Origin of the sequence: Enterobacter cloacae complex sp. 2022EL-00788 (genome assembly GCF_026627565.1) — a bacterium.
Taxonomy (GTDB): Bacteria; Pseudomonadota; Gammaproteobacteria; order Enterobacterales; family Enterobacteriaceae; genus Enterobacter; species Enterobacter pasteurii.
Map to the genome: position 1 here is coordinate 1 of NZ_JAPNMC010000012.1, position 24,702 is coordinate 24,702.

Genomic DNA, 24,702 nt, shown 5'->3' on the forward strand with positions numbered 1-24,702 from the left:
GAACTCAGAAGTGAAACGCCGTAGCGCCGATGGTAGTGTGGGGTCTCCCCATGTGAGAGTAGGGAACTGCCAGGCATCAATCAAGAAGAACCCCGTACCGTAAGGTGCGGGGTTTTTTGCTTTGTGCGTTTTAAACGCAAAAAAGTGCTGTGCGTATGGCAGGCCGGGAAAGGTGAAAACGCCACCCGGCAATGTCGATCGAACGATCCCTCCCCACGTCTATGCTTAAGAACTTACCGCGTCGTAGCGCCTCTCGTAAAGCCTGTGCGCTCATGCACGAGAAGAAGAAGAGGATAAAGATATCGGCCTGATAATGGCGGGTAGAAGCGGGTAGATAAAATTCAAACCGGCCTGGCAGGACAGGAACTTAATGCGGAGTATATGCAGAAAAGCAAAAACCCAGCCATAGGCTGGGTTCTTTGAATAGTGGTGCCCGGACTCGGAATCGAACCAAGGACACGGGGATTTTCAATCCCCTGCTCTACCGACTGAGCTATCCGGGCAACGGAGCGCATTAAACCGCAATCACGTGAGATCGTCAACACTATTTCGGGAAAAGCGGTTCAATTGCTCAACTTTACGGCAATGTGCTGGCTTTTGGTGCAAAAAAGCCAAACTACGCTTACGTTAACGCCCCACCCGCACGACACTGAGCAAACCGCAGGATATCTTCCGCCAGACGGTGCGCCGTATCCACGTCCGCCTGACTACGGTTCACCAGCATACGGCTCAGGCAACCTTCCAGGACCAGCTCCATCTGCTTCGCCACCATTGCCGGGTCATCCACTTCAAGCGTGGTCAGCAGCTCGTGCGTGAACTCATACGCAGCTCGTTTTTGCCGATCGGCCAGCTGATGAACAGGGTGTCCGGGATCGGGAAAGTAGGTGCAGGCGGCGATAAACAGGCAGCCGGGATAGCGGTTGTTGCTTACACACTCCGTCAGCGCGGTATAGCGCGCCAGCAGCTTTTGCTCTGTGCTCAGCTCTTCGTTCAACAATAGCTGCCTGCGCCAGATATCTACCTGCTGGCTGAGATAGCGCAGGGCATCGTAAATCAGCGCCTCTTTATCCGGCCAGAAGCGCTTAAGTTCATCCAGAGGGTAATCGATACGGTCGGCGACCATCTCAAGCGTGGTGCTGGCGATCCCTTGAATCTCAAGTAATTGCAGGGCTTGTCCCAGTACGTCTTCGCGTTGCACGGTTATCTCCTCCGCTATTCCCAACGGTTTGTCCCGTCTAAAGTGTTGTTTACGGTTGGCGATTGCGCAAATGCGCGCTGAAAGCCGTTGCGTCCATAAACCCGGTTACGCGCTGCGCTGGCTGCTCATTCCCCTCTTCATCGAAGAAAAGGATGGTAGGCAGGCCGAGCACGTTAAGCTGCTTCAGCAGGGCTTTATCCTGCGCGCTGTTGGCGGTTACGTTTGCCTGAAGCAGAACGGTGTCGTTCAGGGCGCGCTGTACCTGCGGATCGCTGAAGGTGTATTTTTCAAACTCCTTGCAGGCTACGCACCAGTCGGCATAGAGGTCGAGCATGACCGGTTTACCTTTCGCCTGTGCCAGTGCGTGGTTGAGGTCATCCACGTTTTTAACCGGGGTGAAATTCAGATGCGCCTGCGCCTGGGCACTCGGGGTGCCGAACGCCCAGTCCTGCAAAGGACGAACGCTCACCAGCGCGGCCGCCAGCATAAGAATTTGCACCAGACGCATCCACGGTTTTTTCGCCCCCAGGCTGACGATGAACGCCCAGCTGAAGAAGGCCACGCCAAGCATCGCCCACAGGCGAATGCCCCAGGCGTCACCGATGATACGCTCCAGCAGGAATACCGGCAGCGCCAGAATGACAAAACCGAATGCAGTTTTCACCGTCTCCATCCACGGGCCGCTCTTCGGCAGCAGGCGATTGCCAAACACCGTCACCAGAATCAGCGGCAGGCCCATGCCCAGCGCGTAGAGGTACAGCGTTCCGCCGCCGAGCCACATGTTGCCGCTCTGTGCAATGTACAGCAGGATGGCGCTCAGCGGCGCGGTGGTGCAGGGAGAGCAAATCAACCCTGCGATAGCCCCCATGGCGAATACCCCGCCCGCAGAGCCGCCCTGCTGGCGATTGCTCATCAGCGTCAGGCGGGTTTGCAGGGAAGAGGGCAGCTGCAGGGTGAACAGACCAAACATCGAGAGCGCCAGCAGGACAAATACCGCTGACAGCCCAATAAGCACATAAGGATGCTGAAGCGCAGCCTGGAACTGCAACCCGGCAGCGGCGACCACCAGGCCAAGCGCCGTATAGGTTAATGCCATGCCCTGCACGTAGATAAAGGCCAAAAGCAGCGCGCGGGCGGTGGAAAGACGTTGTTTGCCGCCCAGCACGATGCCAGAGATAAGCGGGTACATCGGCAGCACGCAGGGGGTAAAGGCGATGCCAATGCCAATCAGTAAGGCCCAAAGCGCTGAGAACGGAAGGTCTGTATTGCCTTCGCTGCTCTCGCTGGAGGGGGGCGGAGAAAGGGCGACAGCCGCTTTCACTTCGCTGAGCGGTACGACCTTCGTTTCCGGCGGATAGCAGAATCCGGCGTCGGCGCAGCCCTGATAGGTCACCGTCAGCGTAGCGCCTTTATCCGCCTGGTTCACCGTGACGGGCACGCTTAAGCGCTGACGATAAATTTCACTTTTACCGTAGAACTCGTCCTCGTGCCACTCGCCCGCGGGCATCTGCAATGCACCGACGTTAGCCTTTGCCGGCGTGATGCTGACCTGCTTGCGATAGAGGTAATACCCCTCTTTTACCTGCCAGGTGAGGCTGAGCTCGTGCTGGTTCTGCTGGAAGTCAAAAACGAACGCCTGGTCGGCAGGAATAAAGTTCGAACGGCCGGGCGCGTCAAACAACCCGGCAAAAACTGACGTGCTGCACAGCAGCAGGATCAGCGTAAGGAAGCGTTGAGCCATGAGAGATAGTCGTTATCGCCGTGGACCACTGGCAGCACCAGCAGTTCCGGGGTTTGGTATGGATGATGAGACTTGAGGCAGTCGAGGAGCGCCTGCTGATTTGTCAGATTGGTTTTAAGCAACATCTGGACTTCATACTCCTGCTCCAGCTTGCCTTCCCAGTAATAAAGGGAGGTAGCGCCGGGAAGCAGCGTGACGCAGGCAGCCAGTTTTTCGGCCAACGCTTTGGCGGCGAGATCCTGGGCAGAAGCTTCATCAGGGGCGGTACACAGTACAACAACAGCATCAGGCGTGTTCACAAGCTGACCTCCTCATCACGAAAGTCTTCACTATATCACGCAAGGCGTCTGGTCATTAATGAAACGGGCCGCAGAGCGGCCCGATTTTAACTATTTTTACAACGGCTAATCGTTTACAGCACAATGCCGCCGATGATAAAGCCGAGGACCACGCAAAGCGTAATCGCCACCACGCCCGGGATCAGGAACGCGTGGTTAAACACGTATTTACCGATACGGGTTGAGCCGGTGTCATCCATCTCAACCGCGGCGAGCAGGGTTGGATAGGTTGGCAGAACGAACAGGGCGGAAACGGCCGCGAAAGAGGCAATCGCCGTCAGCGGCGTAACGCCCAGCATCAGTGCCGCAGGCATCAGCGCTTTGGTGGTCGCCGCCTGGGAGTACAGCAGCGTCGCGGCAAAGAACAGCACCACCGCCAGCAGCCACGGATAGTTGTGCAGCAGGTCGCCTGCGACGGTCTGGATATCGCTGATGTGCGCTTTTACGAAGGTGTCACCAAGCCACGCCACGCCCAGTACGCACACGCAGGCGCTCATGCCGGATTTGAAGGTGCTGGCGTTCAGCACTTCGCTGGTGTCGATTTTGCAGGTGATGCTAATCAGCGTTGCGATGGTCAGCATGAACACCACAATCGCTTCGTTACGCGGCAGAACCGGGTTCTGAATGAGGCCTACCGTGTCGCTGATGGCGGTCGCGTAGAACATGACGGCAACGATACCAATCAGGAACAGCAGCACGGAGCGTTTTGCGTGCGGCTTCAGCCTGAAGACCTGGCTACCGCGCAGGCTCACTTCGCCTTTTGCCAGACGCTCCTGGTAAACGGGATCGTCTTTCAGCTCGGCACCGAGGAAGTTGCACAGCACGGCGGTGATCATTACCGCAATCAGCGTCACCGGAATGCAAATTGCCAGCAGCGTCAGGTAGCTCACGCCCATCGGCTCAAGAATACCCGCGAAGAAGACCACGGCCGCGGAAATAGGCGACGCGGTGATTGCAATCTGGGATGCCACCACGGCAATAGAAAGCGGGCGGGACGGGCGAATACCCTGCTCTTTCGCCACTTCGGTGATCACCGGCAGCGTGGAGAAGGCGGTGTGGCCAGTACCGGCGAGAATGGTCATAAACCAGGTCACCAGCGGGGCAAGGAAGGTAATGTATTTAGGATGGCGACGCAGCATACGCTCCGCCAGGCTCACCAGGTAGTCCATACCGCCAGCGACCTGCATGGCCGCGATAGCGGCAATAACCGCCATGATGATTTCGATAACGTCAAACGGGATGGCGCCGGGTTTAATCTGAAAGATAAGGGTAAGTACGAGCACACCGAGACCGCCGGCAAAACCGATGCCGATACCCCCGAGTCTTGCTCCCAAATAAATCGCCAACAGGACGATGACGAGTTCTGCTCCAAACATAAAGACCTGCCTTGCTCATTAACAAGTTGATATTGAATTGTTGTGTTTTGGTAACGCCCATAAAGAAAAAAGGCACGTCACAAGTGACGTGCCTTTCGGAAGCTTAGCCTGAACGGTTACTGTTCGCTTTCATCGGTATATCGTTTCGCTTTATACGCCGGGTGCATCAGGTTCTGGGCGGAGAAGATATCGTCCAGTTCGGCTTCGGTCAACAATCCTCGCTCGAGAACGACCTCACGCACGCTCTTACCGGTTTCGGCACAAATCTTCCCGACGATGTCGCCGTTGTGGTGGCCGATGAACGGGTTGAGGTAAGTAACGATCCCGATTGAGTTGTACACGTAGCCTTCGCACACCTCTTTATTGGCGGTGATGCCGTTGATGCATTTTTCCAGCAGGTTGTAGCAGGCGTTAGTCAGGATATGAATGGATTCAAACATCGCCTGGCCAATCACCGGCTCCATAACGTTCAGCTGCAGCTGACCGGCTTCAGAAGCCATGGTGACGGTGGTGTCGTTACCAATAACCTTGAAGCAAACCTGGTTCACCACTTCTGGCACCACCGGGTTCACCTTGGCTGGCATAATGGAAGAACCCGCCTGCAGCTCTGGCAGGTTGATTTCGTTCAGGCCAGCGCGCGGGCCGGAGGAGAGCAGGCGCAGGTCGTTACAGATTTTGGACAGCTTAACCGCCAGACGCTTCAGCGCGCTGTGCACCATCACGTAGGCGCCGCAATCGGAGGTAGCTTCAATCAGGTCTTCGGCAGGCACCACCGGCAGGTTAGACACTTCCGCCAGCTTCTGTACTGCCAGCTGCTGATAGCCATCCGGCGTGTTCAGGCGTGTACCGATGGCGGTTGCGCCCAGGTTCACTTCCAGCAGCAGTTCGGACGTGCGCAGCAGGTTTTTGGTCTCTTCGTTCAGCAGCACGTTAAACGCGTGGAACTCCTGGCCGAGGGTCATTGGCACCGCGTCCTGAAGCTGGGTACGACCCATTTTCAGAATGTCCTGGAACTCAACGGCTTTACGCTGGAAGCCATCGCCCAGCTGGTTAATCGCGTCCACCAGTTTCACCACAGAGGCATACACCGCGATGCGGAAGCCGGTTGGGTAGGCGTCGTTGGTGGACTGACATTTGTTAACGTGGTCGTTCGGGTTCAGGTACTGGTATTCACCTTTCTGATGGCCCATCAGTTCCAGGCCGATGTTTGCCAGTACTTCGTTGGTGTTCATGTTGACGGAGGTACCCGCGCCGCCCTGATAGACGTCAACCGGGAACTGATCCATGCACTTGCCGTTGTTCAGCACTTCATCGCACGCGGCGATAATCGCATTTGCAGCGCTTTTAGGAATGGTTTGCAGCTCTTTGTTCGCCAGAGCCGCGGCTTTTTTTACCATCACCATGCCACGCACAAATTCAGGGATGTCGCTGATTTTGCTGTTGCTGATGTAGAAGTTTTCAATCGCTCTCAGAGTATGAACACCATAATAGGCATCCGCTGGAACTTCCCTGGTACCCAACAAGTCTTCTTCGATACGAATGTTGTTTAACATGTGAACCTTCTTTTCAAGCTGCCGATGGATTGTACTAAACACACAGTATATATGTGGTTTTGAATATTTTCTGACCGACGATTATTCCCTCAATCGGCCTGATGTTCGAGATCATATGCTGATGATAGCGAATTGCCGTAAGCTGGATCACTTATTATCGACCCGATTCCATGATAATTATTAATCTGTGAAATGGGTCACCGCTTTAATATTTCCAAAAAAAATATCCGTGCAAACCGATTGAATTTTGGCTAACCGTCTCCATCTCTTACCTACGCGCTTCGCGAACACATTCAGACAGGGGCCTGAAGGCACCTGCCACACAGGAGATGCCAGTGCGCTGGATACCATTTATTGCTTTCTTTCTCTATGTTTACATTGAGATTTCGATTTTCATCCAGGTTGCCCACGTGCTGGGCGTCCTGCTGACGCTGATTCTGGTGATCTTCACCTCCGTCATCGGCATGTCGCTGGTGCGTAATCAGGGTTTCAAAAATTTCCTGTTAATGCAGCAGAAGATGGCCGCAGGCGAAAGCCCGGCAGCCGAAATGATCAAAAGCGTGTCGCTGATTATTGCTGGCCTGCTGCTGATCCTGCCGGGGTTCTTCACCGACTTCCTCGGCCTGCTGTTGCTGCTGCCGCCGGTGCAGAAGCACCTGACTCTGAAGCTGCTGCCGCATCTGCGATTCAGCCGTATGCCGGGCGGTGGGTTCAGTACCGGGCCGGGTGATACCTTTGAAGGGGAATACCAGCGCAAGGACGACCAGCGTGACCGCTTAGATCATAAGGACGATAGATAAGGAATGTAAAGCCCGGTAAGCGTTGCGCCACCGGGCTTTATTTCACAGACTGCTCCGCTTCGGTAAGAACGCCCACAGCCCCGCCAGCACGACGATAGCGTACACGCTCTTCCAGCCCACCATCGCCAGTAGCACCAGACACAGCACACACCCGACGGCCGCCAGCGCCTTATAGCGTCCCTTCAGCAGCCGACAGCCCGCCAGCATGCACAGCAGGTAGATCATGATGAAAATACCGTTGGCGTAAACAATCAGCGCGTCAAGGTTGATGTCGAGAAGATAAATACCCAGGGAACTCACCGCACAGCAGCCCAGTACGGTATTCAGCGCATTTATCGGAAGCTGCCGTGCAGAAAGGCGAGCCAGGCGGCTATCCGGTTTATAAAGCGCCTGAGACCACACCAGCCGGGCGAAGCTCTGAATATAAATATTGAGGCTGGCAAAGCAGGCGAGATACCCAATTACGCAGGCCACCCACAACGCTTTTACGCCAAACAGCTGCACCACGATGCCCGGCAGCGACGCGGCGGCGGCTTTATCGTCACCGAACGCGTTGAAATGCAGCACCAGTACCGTACAGGCCCAATACACGGTGCCCGCCAGCAGCAGGCCAATCATCAGGGCGCGCGGAAAATCACGCTCGGGCTGTTTAAATTCGGACGCCAGGTGAGCGAACGCCTCAAGGCCGACGAAACACCAGAACATGACGGATAACGCAGCAAATAGCTGCGGGCGATCGATGTCGTTCACCGCGGGGAAAGGAATATTCGCCAGGGTAATGTCGCCCGCAAGCCAGATGGCGACGATCAGCGCGACGATTAACACCGCGACCAGCGTTTGCAGATTGGCGCTGGAGCTGGCCCCGCGTGAGCCGACCCACCAGATAATCGCCAGCGTACCCAGTTCAGCCAGCAGCAGCTGTTGGTCGTGCCAGCCAAACAGCGCCTGTCCAAAGCCGGTCGCGATATGCAGGGCCGCCGGAAGGCCGACGGGGATCACCGACAGAAACAGCCAGCCGGTCACGCGCTCCAGCCGCGGACCAAACGCCATACCGACAAAATGCGCTACGCCGCCCGCGCTCGGGAAGTGCCGGCCGAGGATGGCAAACACGATTGCCACCGGGAATACCAGCACGATAAGCACCGGCCACGCCCACAGGCTGTTATTTCCTGCTACCAGCGCCGCCAGGGCGGGAACCGCAAATACGCCCGTACCTAACAATGACGTTGAGAGTAGGCCAATGCCCTGCGCCAGCCCCAACTCCTGCCTGAGTCCACTCATTTACCTCGTCCTGCCACCGTCAAAAGAGAGTCGATGGTAACACTTTCGCAAATTTTTTTTCGGCTACCCCTTGAAGGGGTAAAAAGCTATCCCCATCTCTCAGGGCACTAGCCGGAAAACCGCATGCGGACCGGCGTCATCCATAACTGATAATGACTTTCTCAAAGGAGAGCTATCAATGAGTATTCGTCCGTTACATGATCGTGTGATCGTCAAACGTAAAGAAGTTGAAACCAAGTCTGCTGGCGGTATCGTTCTGACCGGTTCTGCAGCAGCAAAATCAACGCGTGGCGAAATCATCGCTGTCGGTAAGGGCCGCATCCTGGAAAACGGAACTGTGCAGCCGCTGGACGTTAAAGTTGGTGACATCGTCATTTTCAACGATGGCTACGGCGTGAAATCCGAGAAGATCGACAATGAAGAAGTGTTGATCATGTCCGAGAGCGACATTCTGGCAATTGTTGAAGCGTAATTAACGCACGAAACTGTACGAATTTGAGGAAATAAGAACATGGCAGCTAAAGACGTAAAATTCGGTAACGACGCTCGTGTAAAAATGCTCCGCGGCGTAAACGTACTGGCAGACGCAGTGAAAGTCACCCTGGGCCCGAAAGGCCGTAACGTAGTGCTGGATAAATCCTTCGGCGCGCCAACCATCACCAAAGATGGTGTTTCTGTTGCACGTGAAATCGAGCTGGATGACAAGTTCGAAAACATGGGTGCGCAGATGGTGAAAGAAGTTGCCTCTAAAGCGAACGATGCAGCAGGTGACGGTACCACCACCGCGACCGTACTGGCGCAGGCGATCATCACCGAAGGCCTGAAGGCTGTTGCTGCGGGCATGAACCCAATGGATCTGAAACGTGGTATCGACAAAGCTGTCGCGTCCGCTGTTGAAGAACTGAAAGCGCTGTCCGTACCGTGCTCTGACTCTAAAGCTATTGCTCAGGTTGGTACCATCTCCGCTAACTCCGACGAAACCGTAGGTAAACTGATCGCTGAAGCGATGGATAAAGTCGGTAAAGAAGGCGTTATCACCGTTGAAGACGGTACCGGTCTGGAAGACGAACTGGACGTGGTTGAAGGTATGCAGTTCGACCGCGGTTACCTGTCCCCATACTTCATCAACAAGCCAGAAACTGGCGCCGTTGAGCTGGAAAGCCCGTTCATCCTGCTGGCTGACAAGAAAATCTCCAACATCCGCGAAATGCTGCCAGTACTGGAAGCCGTTGCGAAAGCAGGCAAGCCGCTGGTTATCATCGCTGAAGATGTTGAAGGCGAAGCGCTGGCAACGCTGGTGGTCAACACCATGCGCGGCATCGTGAAAGTGGCTGCGGTTAAAGCACCTGGCTTCGGCGATCGTCGTAAAGCGATGCTGCAGGATATCGCTACCCTGACCGGTGGTACCGTGATCTCTGAAGAGATCGGTATGGAGCTGGAAAAAGCGACCCTGGAAGACCTGGGCCAGGCGAAACGCGTTGTGATCAACAAAGACACCACCACCATCATCGACGGTGTGGGTGAAGAAGCCGCTATTCAGGGCCGCGTTGGTCAGATCCGTAAGCAGATCGAAGAAGCAACTTCCGATTACGACCGTGAAAAACTGCAGGAGCGCGTGGCGAAACTGGCAGGCGGCGTTGCGGTAATCAAAGTGGGTGCTGCAACCGAAGTTGAAATGAAAGAGAAGAAAGCTCGCGTTGACGATGCCCTGCACGCGACCCGTGCTGCGGTAGAAGAAGGCGTGGTTGCTGGTGGTGGTGTCGCGCTGGTGCGTGTAGCCGCTAAACTGGCTGGCCTGACCGCTCAGAACGAAGACCAGAACGTGGGTATCAAAGTTGCGCTGCGCGCGATGGAAGCTCCACTGCGTCAGATCGTATCCAACGCCGGTGAAGAGCCGTCTGTGGTAGCGAACAACGTGAAGGCGGGTGAAGGTAACTACGGTTACAACGCTGCAACGGAAGAATACGGCAACATGATCGACTTCGGTATCCTGGATCCAACTAAAGTTACCCGTTCTGCACTGCAGTACGCGGCATCTGTAGCTGGCCTGATGATCACTACCGAGTGCATGGTAACCGACCTGCCTAAAGGCGACGCGCCTGACTTAGGTGCTGCTGGCGGTATGGGCGGCATGGGCGGAATGGGCGGCATGATGTAATCATGTTGTTCTGAACCTCTCAGAACGAACCCCGGGCAGCGATGTCCGGGGTTTTTTATTGCCCGTCGAGCCGTTACTCAAACAAGATGTGCATAGCGTAAAAGCGGGGATTCCGGCACTGAAAAATCCATTTTTATCTCCTCAGAAGAGTAGCTGCATCATCCACATTGAGAGCAGGGCATTAATGACGCAGAGAGTAATTATGTGCGGGTAATATTTCGGGTTCACGCCCGCGGTGCCGAGGCAGCGGCCCGTGTTTTGCACCGGATTGCCCATCAGGTAGATGGCGGGCAGCAGGATGGTGGCATCATGGCCGCTGAGCGTGCCGGCAACGACCAGGCTGGCGCAAACCCCTACGCCGCCGCCCATACTCATCACCGAGGCAAGAAGGACCGTCGCCGCCGCGCCCGGAAGTCCCCACAGCGCCATAATCGGCTCGCATATCCTGCCGACAATATCCAGCAGGCCAGTGACCTTGAGCGCCTGAATGAGGACAAACGCCATAACCACGTTCGGCAGCAGGCTGGTGGTGGCGATGGTGAAGCCGCGGCGGGCGCCATCGATAAACATGTCCATCATATTTTTACGCGGCTGGGCGATCATTTTTCCTCCTGAATACGACGATGTTCCATGTGGGCGATCCACAGCCGCAGGAAGTTGGCGCCAACAAATTTGAATACCAGAATGACCGCCAGCGGCGCGATCGCCGGGACGGTAATGAAGGCAAAGAGGGCTGCTCCGGAAGAAAAGTAGTTAGTAATAATGGCGCTACCGCTGGTCTGGAAGGTGGCGAAAATGGCGCGCTCATGGTCCGTTATCGCCCCTTCGTCGGTCAACTCTTTGGTCATCCCTGCGGCAGCATCGGTGTTTTGCAGGTTGGCGATAAGCGCCAGAGAGCAAATGCCCGGCACGCCAAGCAGCGGGCGCAAAACGGGCGTCATAAGCTTTTGGGCGGCACGCAGCCCGCCCAGCCCTTCGGTGACGGCAATGATCCCGAGCGATAAAATGACCGACGGCGCCAGCTCAAGGGCAAACAAGAAACCGTCTTTCGCCCCCGAGCCGCCCTCGCCGCGAAACGTTAGCGCGCCGCTCACCGGCCCAAAGCTGCCGTTTAAGACGGTAAAATCCAGCACCCGCCACCATTCGGTGCTTTTGGCGAAAAAGCCCGAGAAAAATACGATGGTGAGCACGAACGCCAGATAGCCCACCCATGTCACTTTTTCCTCTCCTGAGGATGATGCACTCATGAAACCCCCTGTTCTAGTCGCGTACAAAAGTTGTACGTCGCACCACTAAAAACGATCGGGGGCTAAAACACGATATCCCAAAGGTTATTATCAGAATTCATTTAAGATGTCGGAGGAGTGCCGGGCGGAATCTGGCTCGCAGAAATGCTCAGCATTTTTCTTTTGGTCATCTTTTTAGTATAAGGTTTACACGCGGACAACTACTGTCCAGCTTATTGAAAACGAGGAATAACATGCGCATAAAAGTCTGTGCAGGGATTGTAGGTGCAGCATTGCTGCTGGCGGGTTGTAGCACCAGCAATGAGCTGACGGCAGCGGGCCAGAGCGTTCGCTTTGTGGAAGATAAGCCGGGCAGCGAATGCCAGCTGTTAGGCACCGCCACCGGCGAGCAAAGCAACTGGATGTCGGGACAGCACGGCGAAGAGGGCGGCTCTATGCGCGGTGCGGCCAACGCCCTGCGTAATCAGGCTGCGGCAATGGGCGGTAACGTGATTTACGGCGTAAGCAGCCCGACGCAGGGGATGCTGTCCAGCTTTGTGCCGACCGCCAGCCAGATGAACGGCCAGGTCTATAAGTGCCCGAACTGATAGCCTTTTCCCTCTCCCCGTGGGAGAGGGTTAGGTAAGCTAGCGTTGCCGAAGCTGCAAATCCAGCGGCGTCTTGCTCGGCTCTCCGCCAATCTCGCGTGCCAGCTTCGGCACCATATAACCTGAAACCAGCGTTAACAGTTCGCGCATAATCTGTCGGGCCTCGTCATCCGTCACCATGAAGTGTGCCGCACCCTGTACGCGATCCAGAACGTGCAGGTAATACGGCATCACGCCCGCATCAAATAAGGCATTACTGAGATCGGCCAGCACGCGGGCGCTGTCGTTTACGCCGCGCAGCAGTACGCTCTGGTTGAGCAGCGTGACGCCCGCCTTACGCAGACGCGCCATCGATGCACGAAAGTCTGCGTCAATTTCATTCGCATGGTTGATATGGTTCACCAGCAGCACCTGCAAACGGGACTGTTCGAGGCGCGTGACCAGCGCGTCGGTAATACGCGCCGGGATCACGATCGGCAGACGGCTGTGAATGCGCAGACGCTTAACGTGCGGAACGGACTCAAGCTGAGTCAGCAGCCAGTCCAGCTCATGATCTTTAGCCATCAGCGGATCGCCGCCGGAGAAGATGATCTCATCCAGCTCCGGGTGCGCCGCGATGTAGTCCAGCGCCACCTGCCAGTTGCGCTTGTTGCCCTGATTTTCGGCATACGGGAAGTGACGACGGAAGCAATAGCGACAATTTACCGCGCAGCCGCCCTTTACCAGCAGCAGGGCACGGTTGCGGTATTTATGCAGCAACCCCGGTACCACACTGTTCTGCTCTTCCAGAGGATCGGTGCTGTATCCTGGTGCCGTAATAAACTCGTCCTGAGAGGTAAGCGTTTGTTTAAGCAATGGATCGTCAGGATTCCCTTTTTCCATGCGGGCAACAAACGCGCGGGGAACGCGCAGGGCGAAAAGGCGCTTCGCCTCACGGCCTGCACGCAACGTTTCATGCTGTTCGAGGTCTAAAAGACGCAGCAATTCATCAGGACTGGTGATTACATCGGCAAGTTGCGATAACCAATCTTCTCTGGACGGGGTGTTTAGGGTTACAATATGCGCCATTTTGTGGCTTAGCTACCAGTTAACAAATTTAGAGGGCCTTATGGCAACGTACTATAGCAACGATTTTCGTGCTGGTCTTAAAATCATGATGGACGGCGAACCGTACGCGGTTGAAGCCAGCGAATTCGTTAAACCAGGTAAAGGCCAGGCATTTGCGCGCGTTAAGCTGCGCCGCCTGCTGACCGGTACCCGTGTTGAGAAAACCTTCAAATCTACTGACTCCGCTGAAGGCGCTGATGTTGTCGATATGAACCTGACTTACCTGTACAACGACGGTGAGTTCTGGCACTTCATGAACAACGAAACCTTCGAGCAGCTGTCTGCTGACGCGAAAGCGATTGGCGACAACGCCAAATGGCTGCTGGATCAGGCTGAGTGCATCGTGACCCTGTGGAACGGTCAGCCTATCGCCGTTACGCCTCCGAACTTCGTTGAGCTGGAAATCGTTGAAACCGATCCAGGCCTGAAAGGTGATACCGCAGGTACCGGCGGCAAGCCAGCAACGCTGTCCACCGGCGCTGTGGTAAAAGTGCCGCTGTTCGTTCAGATTGGTGAAGTGATCAAAGTGGATACCCGCTCCGGCGAATACGTATCCCGCGTGAAGTAATTTACGTCATGATATAAGGCGCAGCGCCCGCTGCGCCTGATTTTGCAGGCAGGGAAGATGAAACGCACCGTTAAAATTCTACTTCTGTTAGCGCTCTCCGGCGCCATTCTCTCCGGTTGCAACACCGCGCGCGGCGTGGGTGAAGATATCCAGGATCTCGGCCATATCATTTCCCATGCGGCCAGCTAATTCCGTCTAATTTTCCTAAAAATTCTTCCTTTTCCGTCAAACGACAAGATCTTGTCTATTCTTAAGTTGCTATACACAAAATAACTTTGGCTATAAAAGGAAGATATTATGGTTAAGAAAACAATTGCAGCGATCTTTTCTGTTCTGGTGCTTTCTTCGGTACTGACTGCATGTAACACCACCCGTGGCGTAGGGGAAGATATCTCCGACGGTGGTAACGCTATTTCTGGTGCAGCAACTAAAGCTCAGAACTAATAAAAGCGACGGTACGGCGCCTTGTTTCACCGTACCGTCAATTCTCCGCTTCCTGTAGCGATAAAAACGGGGAATAGCGCGTATCCATATGCAGCTTCATGCGGATGTTGCGTTTGTACGTATATACCGTCTTACCGTTAATACGTAAATTGCTGGCAATCTTCTGGTTGCTTGCGCCATCCATCCACAAAGTCAGCACTCTCTCTTCCTGACGCGTCAGCAGCGGTGCCGCAACTTTTGGTATTTCCGCAGTGGCGCATGACGTCAGGGCGTCATTGATAACCGTCGCTAATCCTTCCAGATCGGTATGCTTCGACAGCGAAGACCATACCGGGTAATGCGCAAGATAATCCGTCATCTCCTGCTCCTGCCCCGACTGCAGCAGTATAAAAGGCAGCGTTTCGCTGGCAATCAGCAGGGAAGAGAGCTGCTGGAAGTGGTGCATATCCTGCCGAAAGCTATATAAATCGGCGATCACCAGCGAAGGCTTCCATTGCAAAATATGCTCTCTGGCAAGAAAGAGATTATTTAACCCGGTTACGACGAATTGACCCGGAAACAGGCCGGAATGATTGAGCCATGCTTCAAATCCCGTGCGGGTGAAGTGACAACGGTCAACCAAAAGAATTTTGAACATAAAATATTCGCAGTCGGCTAGTGGTTTGGCTTCCTGCCATCAGAAAGCCTAACATCATAGAGAAGTCGGATGAGTTATAAATGCCGGAACTACGTGCCTTACAGAGGCTATTTCTTGCCTTAACGCGTTCAGCAGAAAAGGATTGAAAAAAAATTTCTCGCTAACCAAAATAAGAGGCTCAATCTCTGCCTTGCGGGACGACCCGTAAGCGCATCACTCATCGGGGACGGCCCCAACTTGTCGTTAAGTTAAGGAGCCTGTTATGTCCTGGATCGTTCTTGTTATTGCCGGTTTACTCGAAGTGGTATGGGCTATTGGCCTGAAATACACCCACGGTTTTACCCGCCTGACGCCCAGCGTTATTACCATTGCCGCGATGATTGTCAGTATCGTCATGCTTTCATGGTCGATGCGCACCCTGCCCGTAGGGACGGCTTACGCTGTCTGGACGGGAATTGGCGCGGTAGGCGCTGCCATTACCGGCATTCTCCTGCTGGGGGAATCCGCGAGCCTGGCGCGTATTGCCAGCCTCGCATTGATTGTCGCGGGTATCATTGGGTTAAAACTCAGCACGCACTAATGCGGCTGTTTCACCCAGATTAATTTCGTCACATCAAACCCTTGCCGGGTCGCAACGTCCAGCATCTGCTGCTTCATTTCCGCAGAGATCGCCGGCGTGCGGGAGAGGATCCACAGGTAGTTGCGATCCGGCCCACAGATCAGCGCGTGGCGGTACTCTCTGTCCAGCGCAATGACGTTATACCCGCCGTAGAACGGGCCGAAGAAGGAGATCTTCAGCGCGGCGCGGTTCGACGCGCCGGTGAAATAGGCCTGGCCAACCGACTGCTGCCACATCTGCCGATCCGGGTTATAGCCGCGATTAACGACCTGGATCCCGCCGTCATCCATCGCGCTGTAGGTGGCCGTGACTTTCTCTAAACCGCGTTCGAATCGATGATCCATACGGGCGATTTCATACCACGTACCGAGGAAGCGCTGTGCGTCGAAGTTGCTAACCACCGTAACGCCGGGAGGGGGAGTGGGGGAACTGCAGGCCACAGCTAAAAATGCGGCCGTCACTACGGCAATAACGGACAGAATGCGCATAAGAATTTCCTTACCGTTTTTTGTTAAGTGTAGATGACGGCAGGAAAATGTGGATGCGGCCGGGTAGGGTGAAGCCGCTACCCGGCAGTGTTTTACTTCAGCGCGCTCAAAATACGATAACCCGCGTCAACGCGCACCGGGTTGGGGTAACTTTTATTCGCCAGCATCACGATGCCGATCTGTTTTTCCGGAATAAAGGCCACGTAGCTGCCGAACCCGCCAGTCGATCCGGTTTTGTGCACCCAGGAGGCTTTTACAGGCGGTGCCGGAGGAACTACCTCGACCGCCGGCAAGGCGGCCAGCGCCACCTTGCCGTCACTCCCCTCGACCACCGTTTTGGCCTCCACCGGCCAGTTGAGCATCTCCCAGCCCAGACCCTGGTACATTGAACCTATCCGCCAGTAGCGCGACTGCGCCAGCGCGATGCCCTGCTTAAGTGAGGCGTCAGCGACCTTCTCCGGTGCCATGTTTGCCATCACCCAGTCTGCCATATCCTGCACGTTGGTTTTGACGCCATAGGCTTCCGCGTCCAGCATACCCGGCGAAACGTGAACGGCTTTACCATCACGGTAGCCCCAGGCGTAATTTTTCTCTTCCGCTTCTGGAACGTTAATCCAGGTGTGATGCAGCGCCAGCGGTTTAAATACCCGCTCGGTCATTGCCTGCTCGTAACGCATGCCGGAAGGTTTAACCGCCAGCGCCCCGAACAGGCCGATGCTGGCGTTTGCATAAAGACGCGTTGTGCCCGGCTTCCACTGCGGCTGCCACCGTTGATAGAAGCGCAGCAGTGAGGCGTTATCCGTCACCTCATCCGGTACCTGTAGCGGCAAACCGCCGGCGGTGTAGGTCGCCAGATCCAGCATCCGAATGCCCTGCCACTGCTTGCCTGTCAGCTCAGGCCAGTATTTGGTCACCGGATCGCCCAGAGAAATTTCACCGCGAGCGACAGCATCCCCACCCAATACCCCGGTGAAGGTTTTACTTATAGAGCCCAGCTCGAACAGGGTATCTGGGGTGACCGGTTTGTTGGCCGCGACGTCGGCTTTGCCGAAGGTGTAGTAGTGCGGTTTACCCTGATAAATAACGGCCACCGCCATGCCGGGAATGGACTGGGCCTTCATCAGCGGCGTAATCGTATCCGCGACCACCTGCGCCAGCTGTTTATCCGACACCGGCGCGGCCAGAGCAGAGCAAGAAACGCCGAGCAGCAGGGCGCAGCAAAGGGATTTTTTCATCATCAGTAATCTTCCGTAATAGCGAGTCAAGGGGATGTCCGGGCCCGTCAGACAGGCGTAGTCTGTTGGATTTGACTGTATCTGACAAACGGTTAAATTTAGCATTAGCTGTTAATTTTTCTAACGGATGAGGCCATGACGCGAAGCTATCTCCCCCTTAATTCGCTTCGAGCCTTTGAAGCGGCCGCAAGGCATCTCAGCTTTACGCATGCGGCCATTGAGCTGAACGTGACGCACTCGGCCATTAGCCAGCATGTGAAAGCGCTGGAGCAGCATCTGAACTGTCAGCTGTTTGTCCGCGTTTCGCGCGGGCTGATGCTGACCACCGAGGGCGAGAACCTGCTGCCGGTGCTGAATGATTCGTTTGACCGTATAGCCGGAATGCTGGATCGCTTTGCTAACCATCGCGCGCAGGAGAAGCTGAAAATCGGCGTGGTGGGCACGTTCGCGACCGGCGTTTTATTCTCCCGTCTGGATGATTTTCGCCGCAGCTATCCGCACATCGATCTTCAGCTTTCTACCCATAACAACCGCGTCGATCCGGCTGCCGAAGGGCTTGATTACACCATCCGCTACGGTGGAGGGGCGTGGCACGGCACCGAGGCCGAGTTTCTTTGCCATGCGCCGCTTGCGCCGCTGTGCACGCCGGATATTGCCGCCGAACTGCACAGTCCGTCCGACATCCTCAGGTTTACGCTGCTGCGCTCCTACCGACGCGACGAGTGGAGCGCGTGGATGCAGGCAGCAGGCGAACTCCCGCCTTCGCCAACGCATCGTGTGATGGTGTTCGATTCGTCAGTCACGATGCTGGAAGCGGCGCAGGCGGGCGTGGGCATAGCCATCGCGCCCGTCGATATGTTTACCCATCTGTTAGCCAGCGAGCGCATTGTGCAGCCGTTTGCGACGCAGATCGATCTCGGGAGCTACTGGCTGACCAGACTGCAGTCGCGGGCGGAAACCCCTGCCATGCGTGAATTTGCCGGGTGGCTGGTGGAGAAGATGAAAAAATAAAAGGCCCACCGGATGGCGGGCCTGTTCACTCAGATAGTGACCACGGCAATCAGCGTGACCACCGTCAGAATGGTCGCCAGACCGTAGAAGACCCATTTACCGCTCGGTACATGGATTTTCAGATCGTGCATCGCATGGTGGATACGGTGCAGGCCGCACCACAGCGGCAGAACGATCGTCAGGAAGATGAACGCGCGCCCAATAAAGCTGCTCGCAAAGGCCATCACGCGCTCGTAGCTCAGCGCATCGCCCGGGAACAGCCCCAGCGGCAGCATAATCCCGACCAGCAGGATGATGACCGGGACAATAATGGCGCTCCACATGCCGCCTGCGCCAAACAGGCCCCAGAAGACCGGCTCGTCTGAACGTTTTGGATTTGGATTGATCACAATAGTCTCCTTACCAGAACAGTGCGACAAACAGAATGACTACAGAGACCACTGCCGTCACTCCCCAGAGCCCTTTAATGACCGGCTCTGGCCCCATTTTCTCGCCTTTTACAATAATGTTCGCGGCTTTTGGCGCCAGTTCAAACCAGGTTTTGGTATGAAGCAGCGCGGCTGCGAGCACAATCAGGTTCAGAACAACGATGATTGGGTTTTGCAGGAAGCCCACAAAGCTCGCCCAGGCTTCCGGGCCGTGCTTGAGGGCAAAAACGCCGTACATCAGTTCGAGGCTGAACCAGACCGCAGGAACTGCCGTGCCTTCACGCAGCATATAGAAGCGATAAAACGGCAGTTTTTTCCACCAGGTGGACGGCATCGGCCGCACGTAGGCTTTGCGTTTAGTCGTCATCATGCACTCCTTAGCGTGGTTTCAGGGTGGCGATAAGAAAGTCTTTCGAGCTTTCTACCTTGCCCTGCTGAATGGCGGCGGCCGGGTCGACGTGCTTCGGACAGACTTCGGAGCAGTAGCCCACAAAAGTACAGCTCCAGACGCCGTTCTGGCCGTTAAGCTGCGCCATACGTTCTTTTTTACCGTTGTCGCGGCTATCCTCGTTGTAGCGGTGCGCCAGCGTGATCGCCGCCGGGCCAATGAACTCAGGGTTCAGGCCAAACTGCGGACAGGCGGCGTAGCACAGGCCGCAGTTAATGCAGCCGGAGAACTGATGGTATTTCGCCATCTGGGCCGGCGTTTGGGTGTTGGGCCCCTGATCCGGCGTGCGCGAGTTGCCGATAATGTACGGCTTAATCGCTTCCAGGCTTTCGATAAAATGGGTCATATCAACCACCAGATCGCGCTCGATCGGGAAGTTGCCCAGCGCTTCAACCTTGATGCCTTTGGTGTAATCACGCAGGAAGGTTTTGCACGCCAGCTTCGGCACCTTGTTGACCATCATGCCGCAGGAGCCGCAGATTGCCATGCGGCAGGACCAGCGGTAGCTCAGGTCTGGCGCCAGGTTATCTTTGATATAGCCGAGCGCATCCAGCAGGGAGGTTTGCTCGTCGTAAGGGACTTCATAGAAAGCGCTGTGCGGCGCGGTGTCCACTTCCGGATTGTAGCGCACCACTTCAACTTTCAGTTTTTGCATCTCAGCCATTCGCCTTCTCCTTCTTATCGGCGGCTTCTGCTTCTGCACCGTACACGCGTTTCGCTGGTGGCAGCGTGGTGATTTTCACGTCGCTGTAGCCCAGACGGGTGGTGCCATCCGCATCGCGCCAGGCGAGAGTGTGTTTAAGGAAATTAACGTCGTCACGTTCGGTGCAGCCTTCATCCAGGCGCTGGTGCGCACCGCGCGACTCTTTACGAGCCAGGGCGGAATGGGCCATACACTCCGCGACGTTCAGGCCGTGGCCCAGCTCAATGGTGTAGAGCAGGTCGGTGTTGAAGACGCTGGAGGTGTCGGTGATGCGCACGCGCTTGAAGCGCTCCTGCAGTTCCGCCAGCTTGTCGACGGTTTTCTGCATCAGCTCTGGCGTACGGTAGATCCCGCAGCCCTCCTCCATTGAGAGACCCATTTCGTCGCGGATCTTCGACCAGTTTTCGTTGCCTTCCTGGTTTACCAGCCCTTTCAGACGCTTCTCGACGTCTGCGGCCTGCGCATCCAGCGCCGCGCCGTTTGCTTCGCCTGCGGTTGCGGCACGCTCCATCGCGCGCTCGCCCGCCATGCGGCCAAAGACCACCAGTTCAGCCAGCGAGTTAGACCCAAGACGGTTTGCGCCGTGCAGGCCGACGGAGGAGCATTCGCCCACCGCAAACAGCCCTTTGATGCGGGTTTCGCACTGCTGATCGGTTTCAATACCGCCCATGGTGTAGTGCGCGGTTGGACGAACCGGAATCGGCTCTTTCACCGGGTCGACACCCACGTAGGCCTTCGCCAGCTCGCAGATGAACGGCAGACGCTCCAGCAGCTTCTTCTCGCCCAGGTGACGCAGGTCGAGATGCACCACGTCGCCGCGCGGCGTGGAGATGGTGTTGCCTTTGCGCCACTCGTGCCAGAAGGCCTGAGAGACTTTATCGCGCGGGCCGAGCTCCATGTATTTGTTTTTCGGCTCGCCGAGCGGGGTTTCCGGACCCATGCCGTAATCCTGCAAATAGCGATAGCCGTTTTTGTTGACCAGAATACCGCCTTCGCCGCGGCAGCCTTCCGTCATCAGAATGCCGGAGCCGGGCAGGCCGGTTGGGTGATACTGCACGAACTCCATATCGCGCAGCGGCACGCCGTGGCTGAGCGCCATGCCTATACCGTCTCCGGTCACGATGCCGCCGTTGGTGTTATAGCGATAAACGCGGCCCGCGCCGCCGGTCGCCATGACTACCGCGCTGGCGCGGATCTGGACCAGCGTGCCTTCCATCATGTTCATCGCCACCAGACCGCGCGCCTGGCCGTCGTCCACCAGAATGTCGAGAACGAAGTGTTCGTCGAAGCGCTGAATTTGTGGGAACTGGAGGGACGTCTGGAACAGGGTGTGCAGCATGTGGAAGCCGGTTTTATCGGCGGCAAACCAGGTGCGTTCGATCTTCATTCCACCGAAGCGGCGGACGTTGACGCTGCCGTCCGGACGTCGGCTCCACGGGCATCCCCACTGTTCAAGCTGGGTCATTTCCGTTGGGCAATGGTGTACGAAGTAATCAACGACATCCTGTTCGCAAAGCCAGTCGCCCCCTGCAACCGTGTCGTGGAAATGGTATTCGAAGCTGTCATGATCCTGCGCGACGGCGGCGGACCCTCCTTCTGCGGCCACCGTATGGCTGCGCATCGGGTAGACTTTTGAAATCAGTGCGATTTTAGCGTTCGGATTGGCTTGTGCTGCTGCGATTGCAGCGCGTAATCCAGCCCCGCCAGCGCCTATTACGGCAAGATCGGCTTGAAAAGTTTGCACGACATTCCTCCAGATTTTTGTTTTCCCGCAACGCGATGAGCTAAAGGTCGTTCACCTGCCCGAACGGGCGGTTGCGGAAGCGATTCCACTGCTCCTTTATGGGTAAAACAGTATAACCGCGTAGATGGAAGGGAAATTTGACGTGTTCGATTTTTTTGCTGTTCTGTGCGGTGATTTATCATCGTGATTAATGAATTTCGTCACAGTATTTTTCTGCGTAATTAAAAGGGACTTTTACTGCGCAAAATTTGTCTCTGCTCCGGCTTGCGAGTAGACTTCGTGCCCTTGTATGAAATCGGAGAAAATACTCATGAGCGAAACGGCCACCTGGCAGCCGAGCGCATCCATTCCAAACCTGTTAAAGCGCGCGGCAATTATGGCGGAGATCCGCCGCTTCTTTGCCGACCGCGGAGTCCTGGAGGTGGAAACGCCGTGCATGAGTCAGGCGACGGTCACGGATATTCATCTGGTCCCGTTTGAAACCCGTTTTGTTGGCCCTGGCCACTCTCAGGGCATGAATCTGTATCTGATGACCAGCCCGGAATACCATATGAAGCGTCTGCTGGCGGCCGGGTGTGGCCCGGTGTATCAGCTGTGCCGTAGCTTCCGTAATGAAGAGATGGGCCGCCACCACAATCCGGAATTTACCATGCTGGAGTGGTACCGCCCGCACTACGACATGTATCGCCTGATGAACGAAGTCGACGATCTGCTGCAGCAGGTGCTGGATTGCGCGGAAGCCGAGACGCTCTCCTATCAGCAGGCCTTCCAGCGCCATCTGGAAATCGATCCGCTCTCGGCCGATAAAACCCAGCTGCGTGAGGCGGCGGCAAAGCTGGATTTGAGCAACGTGGCGGATACCGAAGAGGACCGCGACACGCTGCTGCAGCTGCTGTTCACCTTTGGCGTTGAACCCCAGATTGGCAAAGATCGTCCGACGTTTGTTTATCACTTCCCGGCCAGCCAGGCCTCGCTGGCGCAGATCAGTACCGAAGATCACCGCGTGGCGGAGCGCTTTGAGGTGTATTACAAAGGCATCGAGCTGGCGAACGGTTTCCACGAGCTGACCGACGCGCGTGAACAGCAGCAGCGTTTTGAGCAGGATAACCGCAAGCGCAACGCGCGCGGCCTGCCGCAGCAGCCGATTGATACCAACCTGCTGGAAGCGCTTAAGGCCGGTCTGCCGGACTGCTCCGGCGTGGCGCTGGGCGTGGATCGTCTGGTCATGCTGGCGCTTGGCGCGGAACAGCTGGGCGACGTGATCGCGTTTACGGTCGATCGCGCTTAAAGATTAGCCGGGTGGCGCTGTCGCTTACCCGGCCTGTTTCAGACGGCAATTTCCCTTTCCATCTCCGCAAACAACATTAAAAACTGCCACATTCTCTGTACACGGGTCTTTTTCTTAATTTGACTCGTATAGCCACAATATTTGTCTGGTCATCTGCTACCATCCGCGCAGTTTACTTCCTTACCGGATGGCTATATGTCCCACTCGCTTAAAAAGATGACCCTTACCGGGCTCATCCTCATGATTTTTACCTCAGTGTTCGGCTTTGCCAACAGCCCGTCGGCTTTCTATCTGATGGGCTACAGCGCGACGCCGTTTTATATCCTTTCTGCCCTGTTCTTCTTTATCCCGTTTGCGCTGATGATGGCGGAGATGGGCTCGGCTTACCGAAAAGAGGAGGGCGGCATTTATTCGTGGATGAACAACAGCGTCGGGCCCCGTTACGCGTTTATCGGTACGTTCATGTGGTTTTCATCCTACGTCGTCTGGATGGTCAGCACGGCGGCTAAGGTCTGGGTGCCGTTCTCCACGTTTCTCTTCGGCGCGGATAAAACCCAGGTCTGGTCTCTGGCGGGGCTGAGCTCCACGCAGGTGGTCGGTATTCTGGCGGTGTGCTGGATGGTGGTGGTTACGCTGGTCGCCTCGAAAGGCATCAACAAAATTGCCCGTATCACCGCGGTGGGCGGAATTTCAGTGATGTGTCTGAACCTGGTGCTGCTGCTGGCCAGCATCGCCATCCTGTGCCTGAACGGGGGGCATTTCGCGCAGGAGGTGAATTTCGTTTCATCACCTAATCCGGGCTATCAGTCCGGGCTGGCCATGCTCTCCTTTGTGGTATTTGCCATCTTCGCTTACGGGGGGATTGAAGCCGTAGGCGGGCTGGTCGACAAAACAGAGAACCCGGAAAAGAACTTCGCCAGAGGCATTATCTTTGCCGCCATCGTCATTTCCATTGGCTACTCGCTGGCGATTTTCCTCTGGGGCGTCAGCACCAGCTGGCAGCAGGTGTTGAGCAACAACACCACCAACCTCGGCAACATCACCTACGTTCTGATGAAAAGCCTGGGGATGACGCTGGGTAACGCCATGAACCTGACGCCGGAAGTCTCGGCCACCCTGGGGATCTGGTTTGCGCGTATCACCGGCTTGTCGATGTTCCTGGCCTATACCGGCGCGTTCTTTACGCTGATCTACTCCCCGCTGAAGGCGATCGTTCAGGGTACGCCAAAGGCGCTGTGGCCTGATTGTATAACGCAGCTAAATACTGCCGGTATGCCCGCAAACGCCATGTGGATGCAGTGCCTGCTGGTGTGCGTGTTTATTTTGCTGGTGTCGTTTGGCGGGGATACCGCGTCGGCGTTCTACAACAAGCTAACCCTGATGGCGAACGTGTCGATGACGCTTCCGTACCTGTTCCTGACGCTGGCGTTTCCCTTCTTCAAGGCGAAGCAGGGGCTGGAGCGACCGTTTGTGATCTTCAAAACCCGCACGGCAACGCTGCTGGCGACTACCGTAGTGGTGCTTGTCGTGGCGTTTGCCAACATCTTTACCGTTATTCAGCCAGTGGCAGAGGCCGGTGACTGGAGCAGCGCGCTGTGGATGGTCGGCGGTCCGATCTTCTTCTCGCTGCTGGCAATGGGGATTTATGAGAATTACCGCCGTCGCCCGACGGCCTGCGTAGCAGACGTCGCGCAGTAGGCTAA

General features: G+C 56.0%; 27 protein-coding genes and 1 tRNA gene. 11 read left to right on the top strand and 17 right to left on the bottom strand.

The annotated features are described in order from the left end of the window. Window positions 1-427: 427 nt before the first annotated feature. The 6 genes from OWK27_RS17885 to aspA all read right to left on the bottom strand — a co-directional run bounded on the left by OWK27_RS17885 (window position 428) and on the right by aspA (window position 6,206). Window positions 428-503: transfer RNA gene (locus OWK27_RS17885), tRNA-Phe, on the bottom strand. A gap of 119 nt (window positions 504-622) precedes the next feature. Continuing rightward, window positions 623-1,198, bottom strand: coding sequence for a transcriptional regulator (locus tag OWK27_RS17890; RefSeq protein WP_252005089.1), 576 nt, complete (start codon window positions 1,196-1,198; stop codon window positions 623-625). A 49-nt stretch (window positions 1,199-1,247) separates the two neighbouring features. Continuing rightward, on the bottom strand, window positions 1,248-2,939 hold the full coding sequence (locus OWK27_RS17895) for a protein-disulfide reductase DsbD (RefSeq protein WP_252005090.1): 1,692 nt from the start codon (window positions 2,937-2,939) through the stop codon (window positions 1,248-1,250). Then, a complete protein-coding gene (gene cutA, locus OWK27_RS17900; protein WP_059354422.1) occupies window positions 2,915-3,238 on the bottom strand; it encodes a divalent cation tolerance protein CutA in 324 nt (107 codons plus the stop codon). Before cutA ends, OWK27_RS17895 begins: the two co-directional genes overlap by 25 nt. A gap of 113 nt (window positions 3,239-3,351) precedes the next feature. After that, on the bottom strand, window positions 3,352-4,653 hold the full coding sequence (locus OWK27_RS17905) for an anaerobic C4-dicarboxylate transporter (RefSeq protein WP_176608915.1): 1,302 nt from the start codon (window positions 4,651-4,653) through the stop codon (window positions 3,352-3,354). 116 nt (window positions 4,654-4,769) lie between these two features. Then, a complete protein-coding gene (aspA, locus tag OWK27_RS17910) occupies window positions 4,770-6,206 on the bottom strand; it encodes an aspartate ammonia-lyase (protein WP_003855923.1) in 1,437 nt (478 codons plus the stop codon). Between the two features lie 335 nt (window positions 6,207-6,541). On the opposite strand from aspA, the gene OWK27_RS17915 reads away from it, so the two are divergent. Then, window positions 6,542-7,006, top strand: coding sequence for an FxsA family protein (locus tag OWK27_RS17915; RefSeq protein ID WP_176608913.1), 465 nt, complete (start codon window positions 6,542-6,544; stop codon window positions 7,004-7,006). Between the two features lie 42 nt (window positions 7,007-7,048). Here OWK27_RS17915 and yjeH read toward each other — a convergent pair whose 3' ends face one another. Beyond that, window positions 7,049-8,287 (bottom strand): L-methionine/branched-chain amino acid transporter, encoded by a 1,239-nt coding sequence (yjeH, locus tag OWK27_RS17920; protein WP_252005091.1) that lies wholly within the window; start codon window positions 8,285-8,287, stop codon window positions 7,049-7,051. Window positions 8,288-8,465: 178 nt separating this feature from the next. Between yjeH and OWK27_RS17925 the strand changes: the two genes are divergently transcribed. Continuing rightward, a complete protein-coding gene (locus tag OWK27_RS17925; protein ID WP_003855929.1) occupies window positions 8,466-8,759 on the top strand; it encodes a co-chaperone GroES in 294 nt (97 codons plus the stop codon). A gap of 39 nt (window positions 8,760-8,798) precedes the next feature. Then, entirely contained in the window at window positions 8,799-10,445 is a 1,647-nt protein-coding gene (groL, locus tag OWK27_RS17930) for a chaperonin GroEL (RefSeq protein ID WP_252005092.1), read from the top strand. 141 nt (window positions 10,446-10,586) lie between these two features. Here groL and OWK27_RS17935 read toward each other — a convergent pair whose 3' ends face one another. Both OWK27_RS17935 and OWK27_RS17940 read right to left on the bottom strand, forming a co-directional pair. Beyond that, window positions 10,587-11,048, bottom strand: a complete 462-nt coding sequence (locus OWK27_RS17935) for a YjiG family protein (RefSeq protein ID WP_267590908.1) — start codon at window positions 11,046-11,048, stop codon at window positions 10,587-10,589. Then, window positions 11,045-11,692, bottom strand: a complete 648-nt coding sequence (locus tag OWK27_RS17940; protein WP_176608911.1) for a nucleoside recognition domain-containing protein — start codon at window positions 11,690-11,692, stop codon at window positions 11,045-11,047. Before OWK27_RS17940 ends, OWK27_RS17935 begins: the two co-directional genes overlap by 4 nt. 233 nt (window positions 11,693-11,925) lie before the next feature. Here OWK27_RS17940 and OWK27_RS17945 point away from each other — a divergent pair, with 233 nt between their 5' ends. Then, window positions 11,926-12,279, top strand: coding sequence for a DUF4156 domain-containing protein (locus OWK27_RS17945; RefSeq protein WP_003855938.1), 354 nt, complete (start codon window positions 11,926-11,928; stop codon window positions 12,277-12,279). 39 nt (window positions 12,280-12,318) lie between these two features. Here the strand turns inward: OWK27_RS17945 and epmB are convergent, their stop codons facing one another. Further along, a complete protein-coding gene (gene epmB, locus OWK27_RS17950) occupies window positions 12,319-13,347 on the bottom strand; it encodes an EF-P beta-lysylation protein EpmB (RefSeq protein ID WP_148421823.1) in 1,029 nt (342 codons plus the stop codon). Between the two features lie 40 nt (window positions 13,348-13,387). Here epmB and efp point away from each other — a divergent pair, with 40 nt between their 5' ends. The 3 genes from efp (at window position 13,388) to ecnB (ending at window position 14,398) form a co-directional block, all read left to right on the top strand. Next, a complete protein-coding gene (gene efp / locus OWK27_RS17955; protein ID WP_003855940.1) occupies window positions 13,388-13,954 on the top strand; it encodes an elongation factor P in 567 nt (188 codons plus the stop codon). 57 nt (window positions 13,955-14,011) lie between these two features. Further along, the gene (locus OWK27_RS17960) at window positions 14,012-14,143 is read left to right on the top strand and encodes an entericidin A/B family lipoprotein (RefSeq protein ID WP_148421825.1); all 132 of its coding nucleotides are present in this window, start codon (window positions 14,012-14,014) and stop codon (window positions 14,141-14,143) included. Between the two features lie 108 nt (window positions 14,144-14,251). After that, a complete protein-coding gene (gene ecnB, locus OWK27_RS17965) occupies window positions 14,252-14,398 on the top strand; it encodes a lipoprotein toxin entericidin B (RefSeq protein ID WP_003855942.1) in 147 nt (48 codons plus the stop codon). Window positions 14,399-14,435: 37 nt separating this feature from the next. Here ecnB and OWK27_RS17970 read toward each other — a convergent pair whose 3' ends face one another. Then, complete coding sequence (locus tag OWK27_RS17970; protein WP_148421829.1) at window positions 14,436-15,035, bottom strand: helix-turn-helix transcriptional regulator; 600 nt, start codon at window positions 15,033-15,035, stop codon at window positions 14,436-14,438. A 262-nt stretch (window positions 15,036-15,297) separates the two neighbouring features. Here OWK27_RS17970 and sugE point away from each other — a divergent pair, with 262 nt between their 5' ends. Further along, on the top strand, window positions 15,298-15,615 hold the full coding sequence (gene sugE / locus OWK27_RS17975; protein ID WP_063450951.1) for a quaternary ammonium compound efflux SMR transporter SugE: 318 nt from the start codon (window positions 15,298-15,300) through the stop codon (window positions 15,613-15,615). On the opposite strand, the gene OWK27_RS17980 is transcribed toward sugE, so the two are convergent. After that, window positions 15,612-16,142, bottom strand: a complete 531-nt coding sequence (locus tag OWK27_RS17980) for a lipocalin family protein (protein WP_267590909.1) — start codon at window positions 16,140-16,142, stop codon at window positions 15,612-15,614. The two genes, sugE and OWK27_RS17980, sit on opposite strands and share 4 nt — an antisense overlap. Window positions 16,143-16,234: 92 nt before the next feature. Further along, window positions 16,235-17,380 (bottom strand): ACT family cephalosporin-hydrolyzing class C beta-lactamase, encoded by a 1,146-nt coding sequence (gene blaACT / locus OWK27_RS17985; protein ID WP_267590910.1) that lies wholly within the window; start codon window positions 17,378-17,380, stop codon window positions 16,235-16,237. Between the two features lie 132 nt (window positions 17,381-17,512). On the opposite strand from blaACT, the gene ampR reads away from it, so the two are divergent. Then, window positions 17,513-18,388, top strand: a complete 876-nt coding sequence (gene ampR, locus OWK27_RS17990) for a LysR family transcriptional regulator AmpR (protein WP_267590911.1) — start codon at window positions 17,513-17,515, stop codon at window positions 18,386-18,388. Window positions 18,389-18,417: 29 nt separating this feature from the next. Here ampR and frdD read toward each other — a convergent pair whose 3' ends face one another. Genes frdD through frdA form a run of 4 tightly spaced genes read right to left on the bottom strand, consistent with a single transcriptional unit; the run spans window position 18,418 to window position 21,711 of the window. Further along, complete coding sequence (gene frdD, locus OWK27_RS17995) at window positions 18,418-18,777, bottom strand: fumarate reductase subunit FrdD (protein ID WP_267590912.1); 360 nt, start codon at window positions 18,775-18,777, stop codon at window positions 18,418-18,420. A gap of 10 nt (window positions 18,778-18,787) precedes the next feature. After that, a complete protein-coding gene (gene frdC, locus OWK27_RS18000) occupies window positions 18,788-19,183 on the bottom strand; it encodes a fumarate reductase subunit FrdC (protein WP_193355542.1) in 396 nt (131 codons plus the stop codon). Window positions 19,184-19,193: 10 nt separating this feature from the next. Next, window positions 19,194-19,928, bottom strand: coding sequence for a fumarate reductase iron-sulfur protein (gene frdB / locus OWK27_RS18005; protein ID WP_267590913.1), 735 nt, complete (start codon window positions 19,926-19,928; stop codon window positions 19,194-19,196). Then, a complete protein-coding gene (frdA, locus tag OWK27_RS18010; protein ID WP_267590914.1) occupies window positions 19,921-21,711 on the bottom strand; it encodes a fumarate reductase (quinol) flavoprotein subunit in 1,791 nt (596 codons plus the stop codon). Before frdA ends, frdB begins: the two co-directional genes overlap by 8 nt. Window positions 21,712-22,021: 310 nt before the next feature. Between frdA and epmA the strand changes: the two genes are divergently transcribed. Further along, window positions 22,022-22,999 (top strand): elongation factor P--(R)-beta-lysine ligase, encoded by a 978-nt coding sequence (gene epmA / locus OWK27_RS18015; protein ID WP_176608906.1) that lies wholly within the window; start codon window positions 22,022-22,024, stop codon window positions 22,997-22,999. A 195-nt stretch (window positions 23,000-23,194) separates the two neighbouring features. Then, window positions 23,195-24,697: a glutamate/gamma-aminobutyrate family transporter YjeM gene (yjeM, locus tag OWK27_RS18020; RefSeq protein WP_267590915.1), complete on the top strand. Its 1,503-nt coding sequence runs from the start codon at window positions 23,195-23,197 to the stop codon at window positions 24,695-24,697. Window positions 24,698-24,702: the final 5 nt, after the last annotated feature.

Excerpts from the sequence above, each read along its gene's own strand:
- OWK27_RS17895 (WP_252005090.1), bottom strand. The coding sequence starts at position 2,939 with ATGGCTCAACGCTTCCTTACGCTGATCCTGCTGCTGTGCAGCACGTCA.
- OWK27_RS17905 (WP_176608915.1), bottom strand. The coding sequence starts at position 4,653 with ATGTTTGGAGCAGAACTCGTCATCGTCCTGTTGGCGATTTATTTGGGA.
- aspA (WP_003855923.1), bottom strand. The coding sequence starts at position 6,206 with ATGTTAAACAACATTCGTATCGAAGAAGACTTGTTGGGTACCAGGGAA.
- yjeH (WP_252005091.1), bottom strand. The coding sequence starts at position 8,287 with ATGAGTGGACTCAGGCAGGAGTTGGGGCTGGCGCAGGGCATTGGCCTA.
- OWK27_RS17925 (WP_003855929.1), top strand. The coding sequence starts at position 8,466 with ATGAGTATTCGTCCGTTACATGATCGTGTGATCGTCAAACGTAAAGAA.
- groL (WP_252005092.1), top strand. The coding sequence starts at position 8,799 with ATGGCAGCTAAAGACGTAAAATTCGGTAACGACGCTCGTGTAAAAATG.
- OWK27_RS17935 (WP_267590908.1), bottom strand. The coding sequence starts at position 11,048 with ATGATCGCCCAGCCGCGTAAAAATATGATGGACATGTTTATCGATGGC.
- OWK27_RS17940 (WP_176608911.1), bottom strand. The coding sequence starts at position 11,692 with ATGAGTGCATCATCCTCAGGAGAGGAAAAAGTGACATGGGTGGGCTAT.
- OWK27_RS17945 (WP_003855938.1), top strand. The coding sequence starts at position 11,926 with ATGCGCATAAAAGTCTGTGCAGGGATTGTAGGTGCAGCATTGCTGCTG.
- epmB (WP_148421823.1), bottom strand. The coding sequence starts at position 13,347 with ATGGCGCATATTGTAACCCTAAACACCCCGTCCAGAGAAGATTGGTTA.
- efp (WP_003855940.1), top strand. The coding sequence starts at position 13,388 with ATGGCAACGTACTATAGCAACGATTTTCGTGCTGGTCTTAAAATCATG.
- OWK27_RS17960 (WP_148421825.1), top strand. The coding sequence starts at position 14,012 with ATGAAACGCACCGTTAAAATTCTACTTCTGTTAGCGCTCTCCGGCGCC.
- ecnB (WP_003855942.1), top strand. The coding sequence starts at position 14,252 with ATGGTTAAGAAAACAATTGCAGCGATCTTTTCTGTTCTGGTGCTTTCT.
- OWK27_RS17970 (WP_148421829.1), bottom strand. The coding sequence starts at position 15,035 with ATGTTCAAAATTCTTTTGGTTGACCGTTGTCACTTCACCCGCACGGGA.
- sugE (WP_063450951.1), top strand. The coding sequence starts at position 15,298 with ATGTCCTGGATCGTTCTTGTTATTGCCGGTTTACTCGAAGTGGTATGG.
- OWK27_RS17980 (WP_267590909.1), bottom strand. The coding sequence starts at position 16,142 with ATGCGCATTCTGTCCGTTATTGCCGTAGTGACGGCCGCATTTTTAGCT.
- blaACT (WP_267590910.1), bottom strand. The coding sequence starts at position 17,380 with ATGATGAAAAAATCCCTTTGCTGCGCCCTGCTGCTCGGCGTTTCTTGC.
- ampR (WP_267590911.1), top strand. The coding sequence starts at position 17,513 with ATGACGCGAAGCTATCTCCCCCTTAATTCGCTTCGAGCCTTTGAAGCG.
- frdC (WP_193355542.1), bottom strand. The coding sequence starts at position 19,183 with ATGACGACTAAACGCAAAGCCTACGTGCGGCCGATGCCGTCCACCTGG.
- frdB (WP_267590913.1), bottom strand. The coding sequence starts at position 19,928 with ATGGCTGAGATGCAAAAACTGAAAGTTGAAGTGGTGCGCTACAATCCG.
- epmA (WP_176608906.1), top strand. The coding sequence starts at position 22,022 with ATGAGCGAAACGGCCACCTGGCAGCCGAGCGCATCCATTCCAAACCTG.
- yjeM (WP_267590915.1), top strand. The coding sequence starts at position 23,195 with ATGTCCCACTCGCTTAAAAAGATGACCCTTACCGGGCTCATCCTCATG.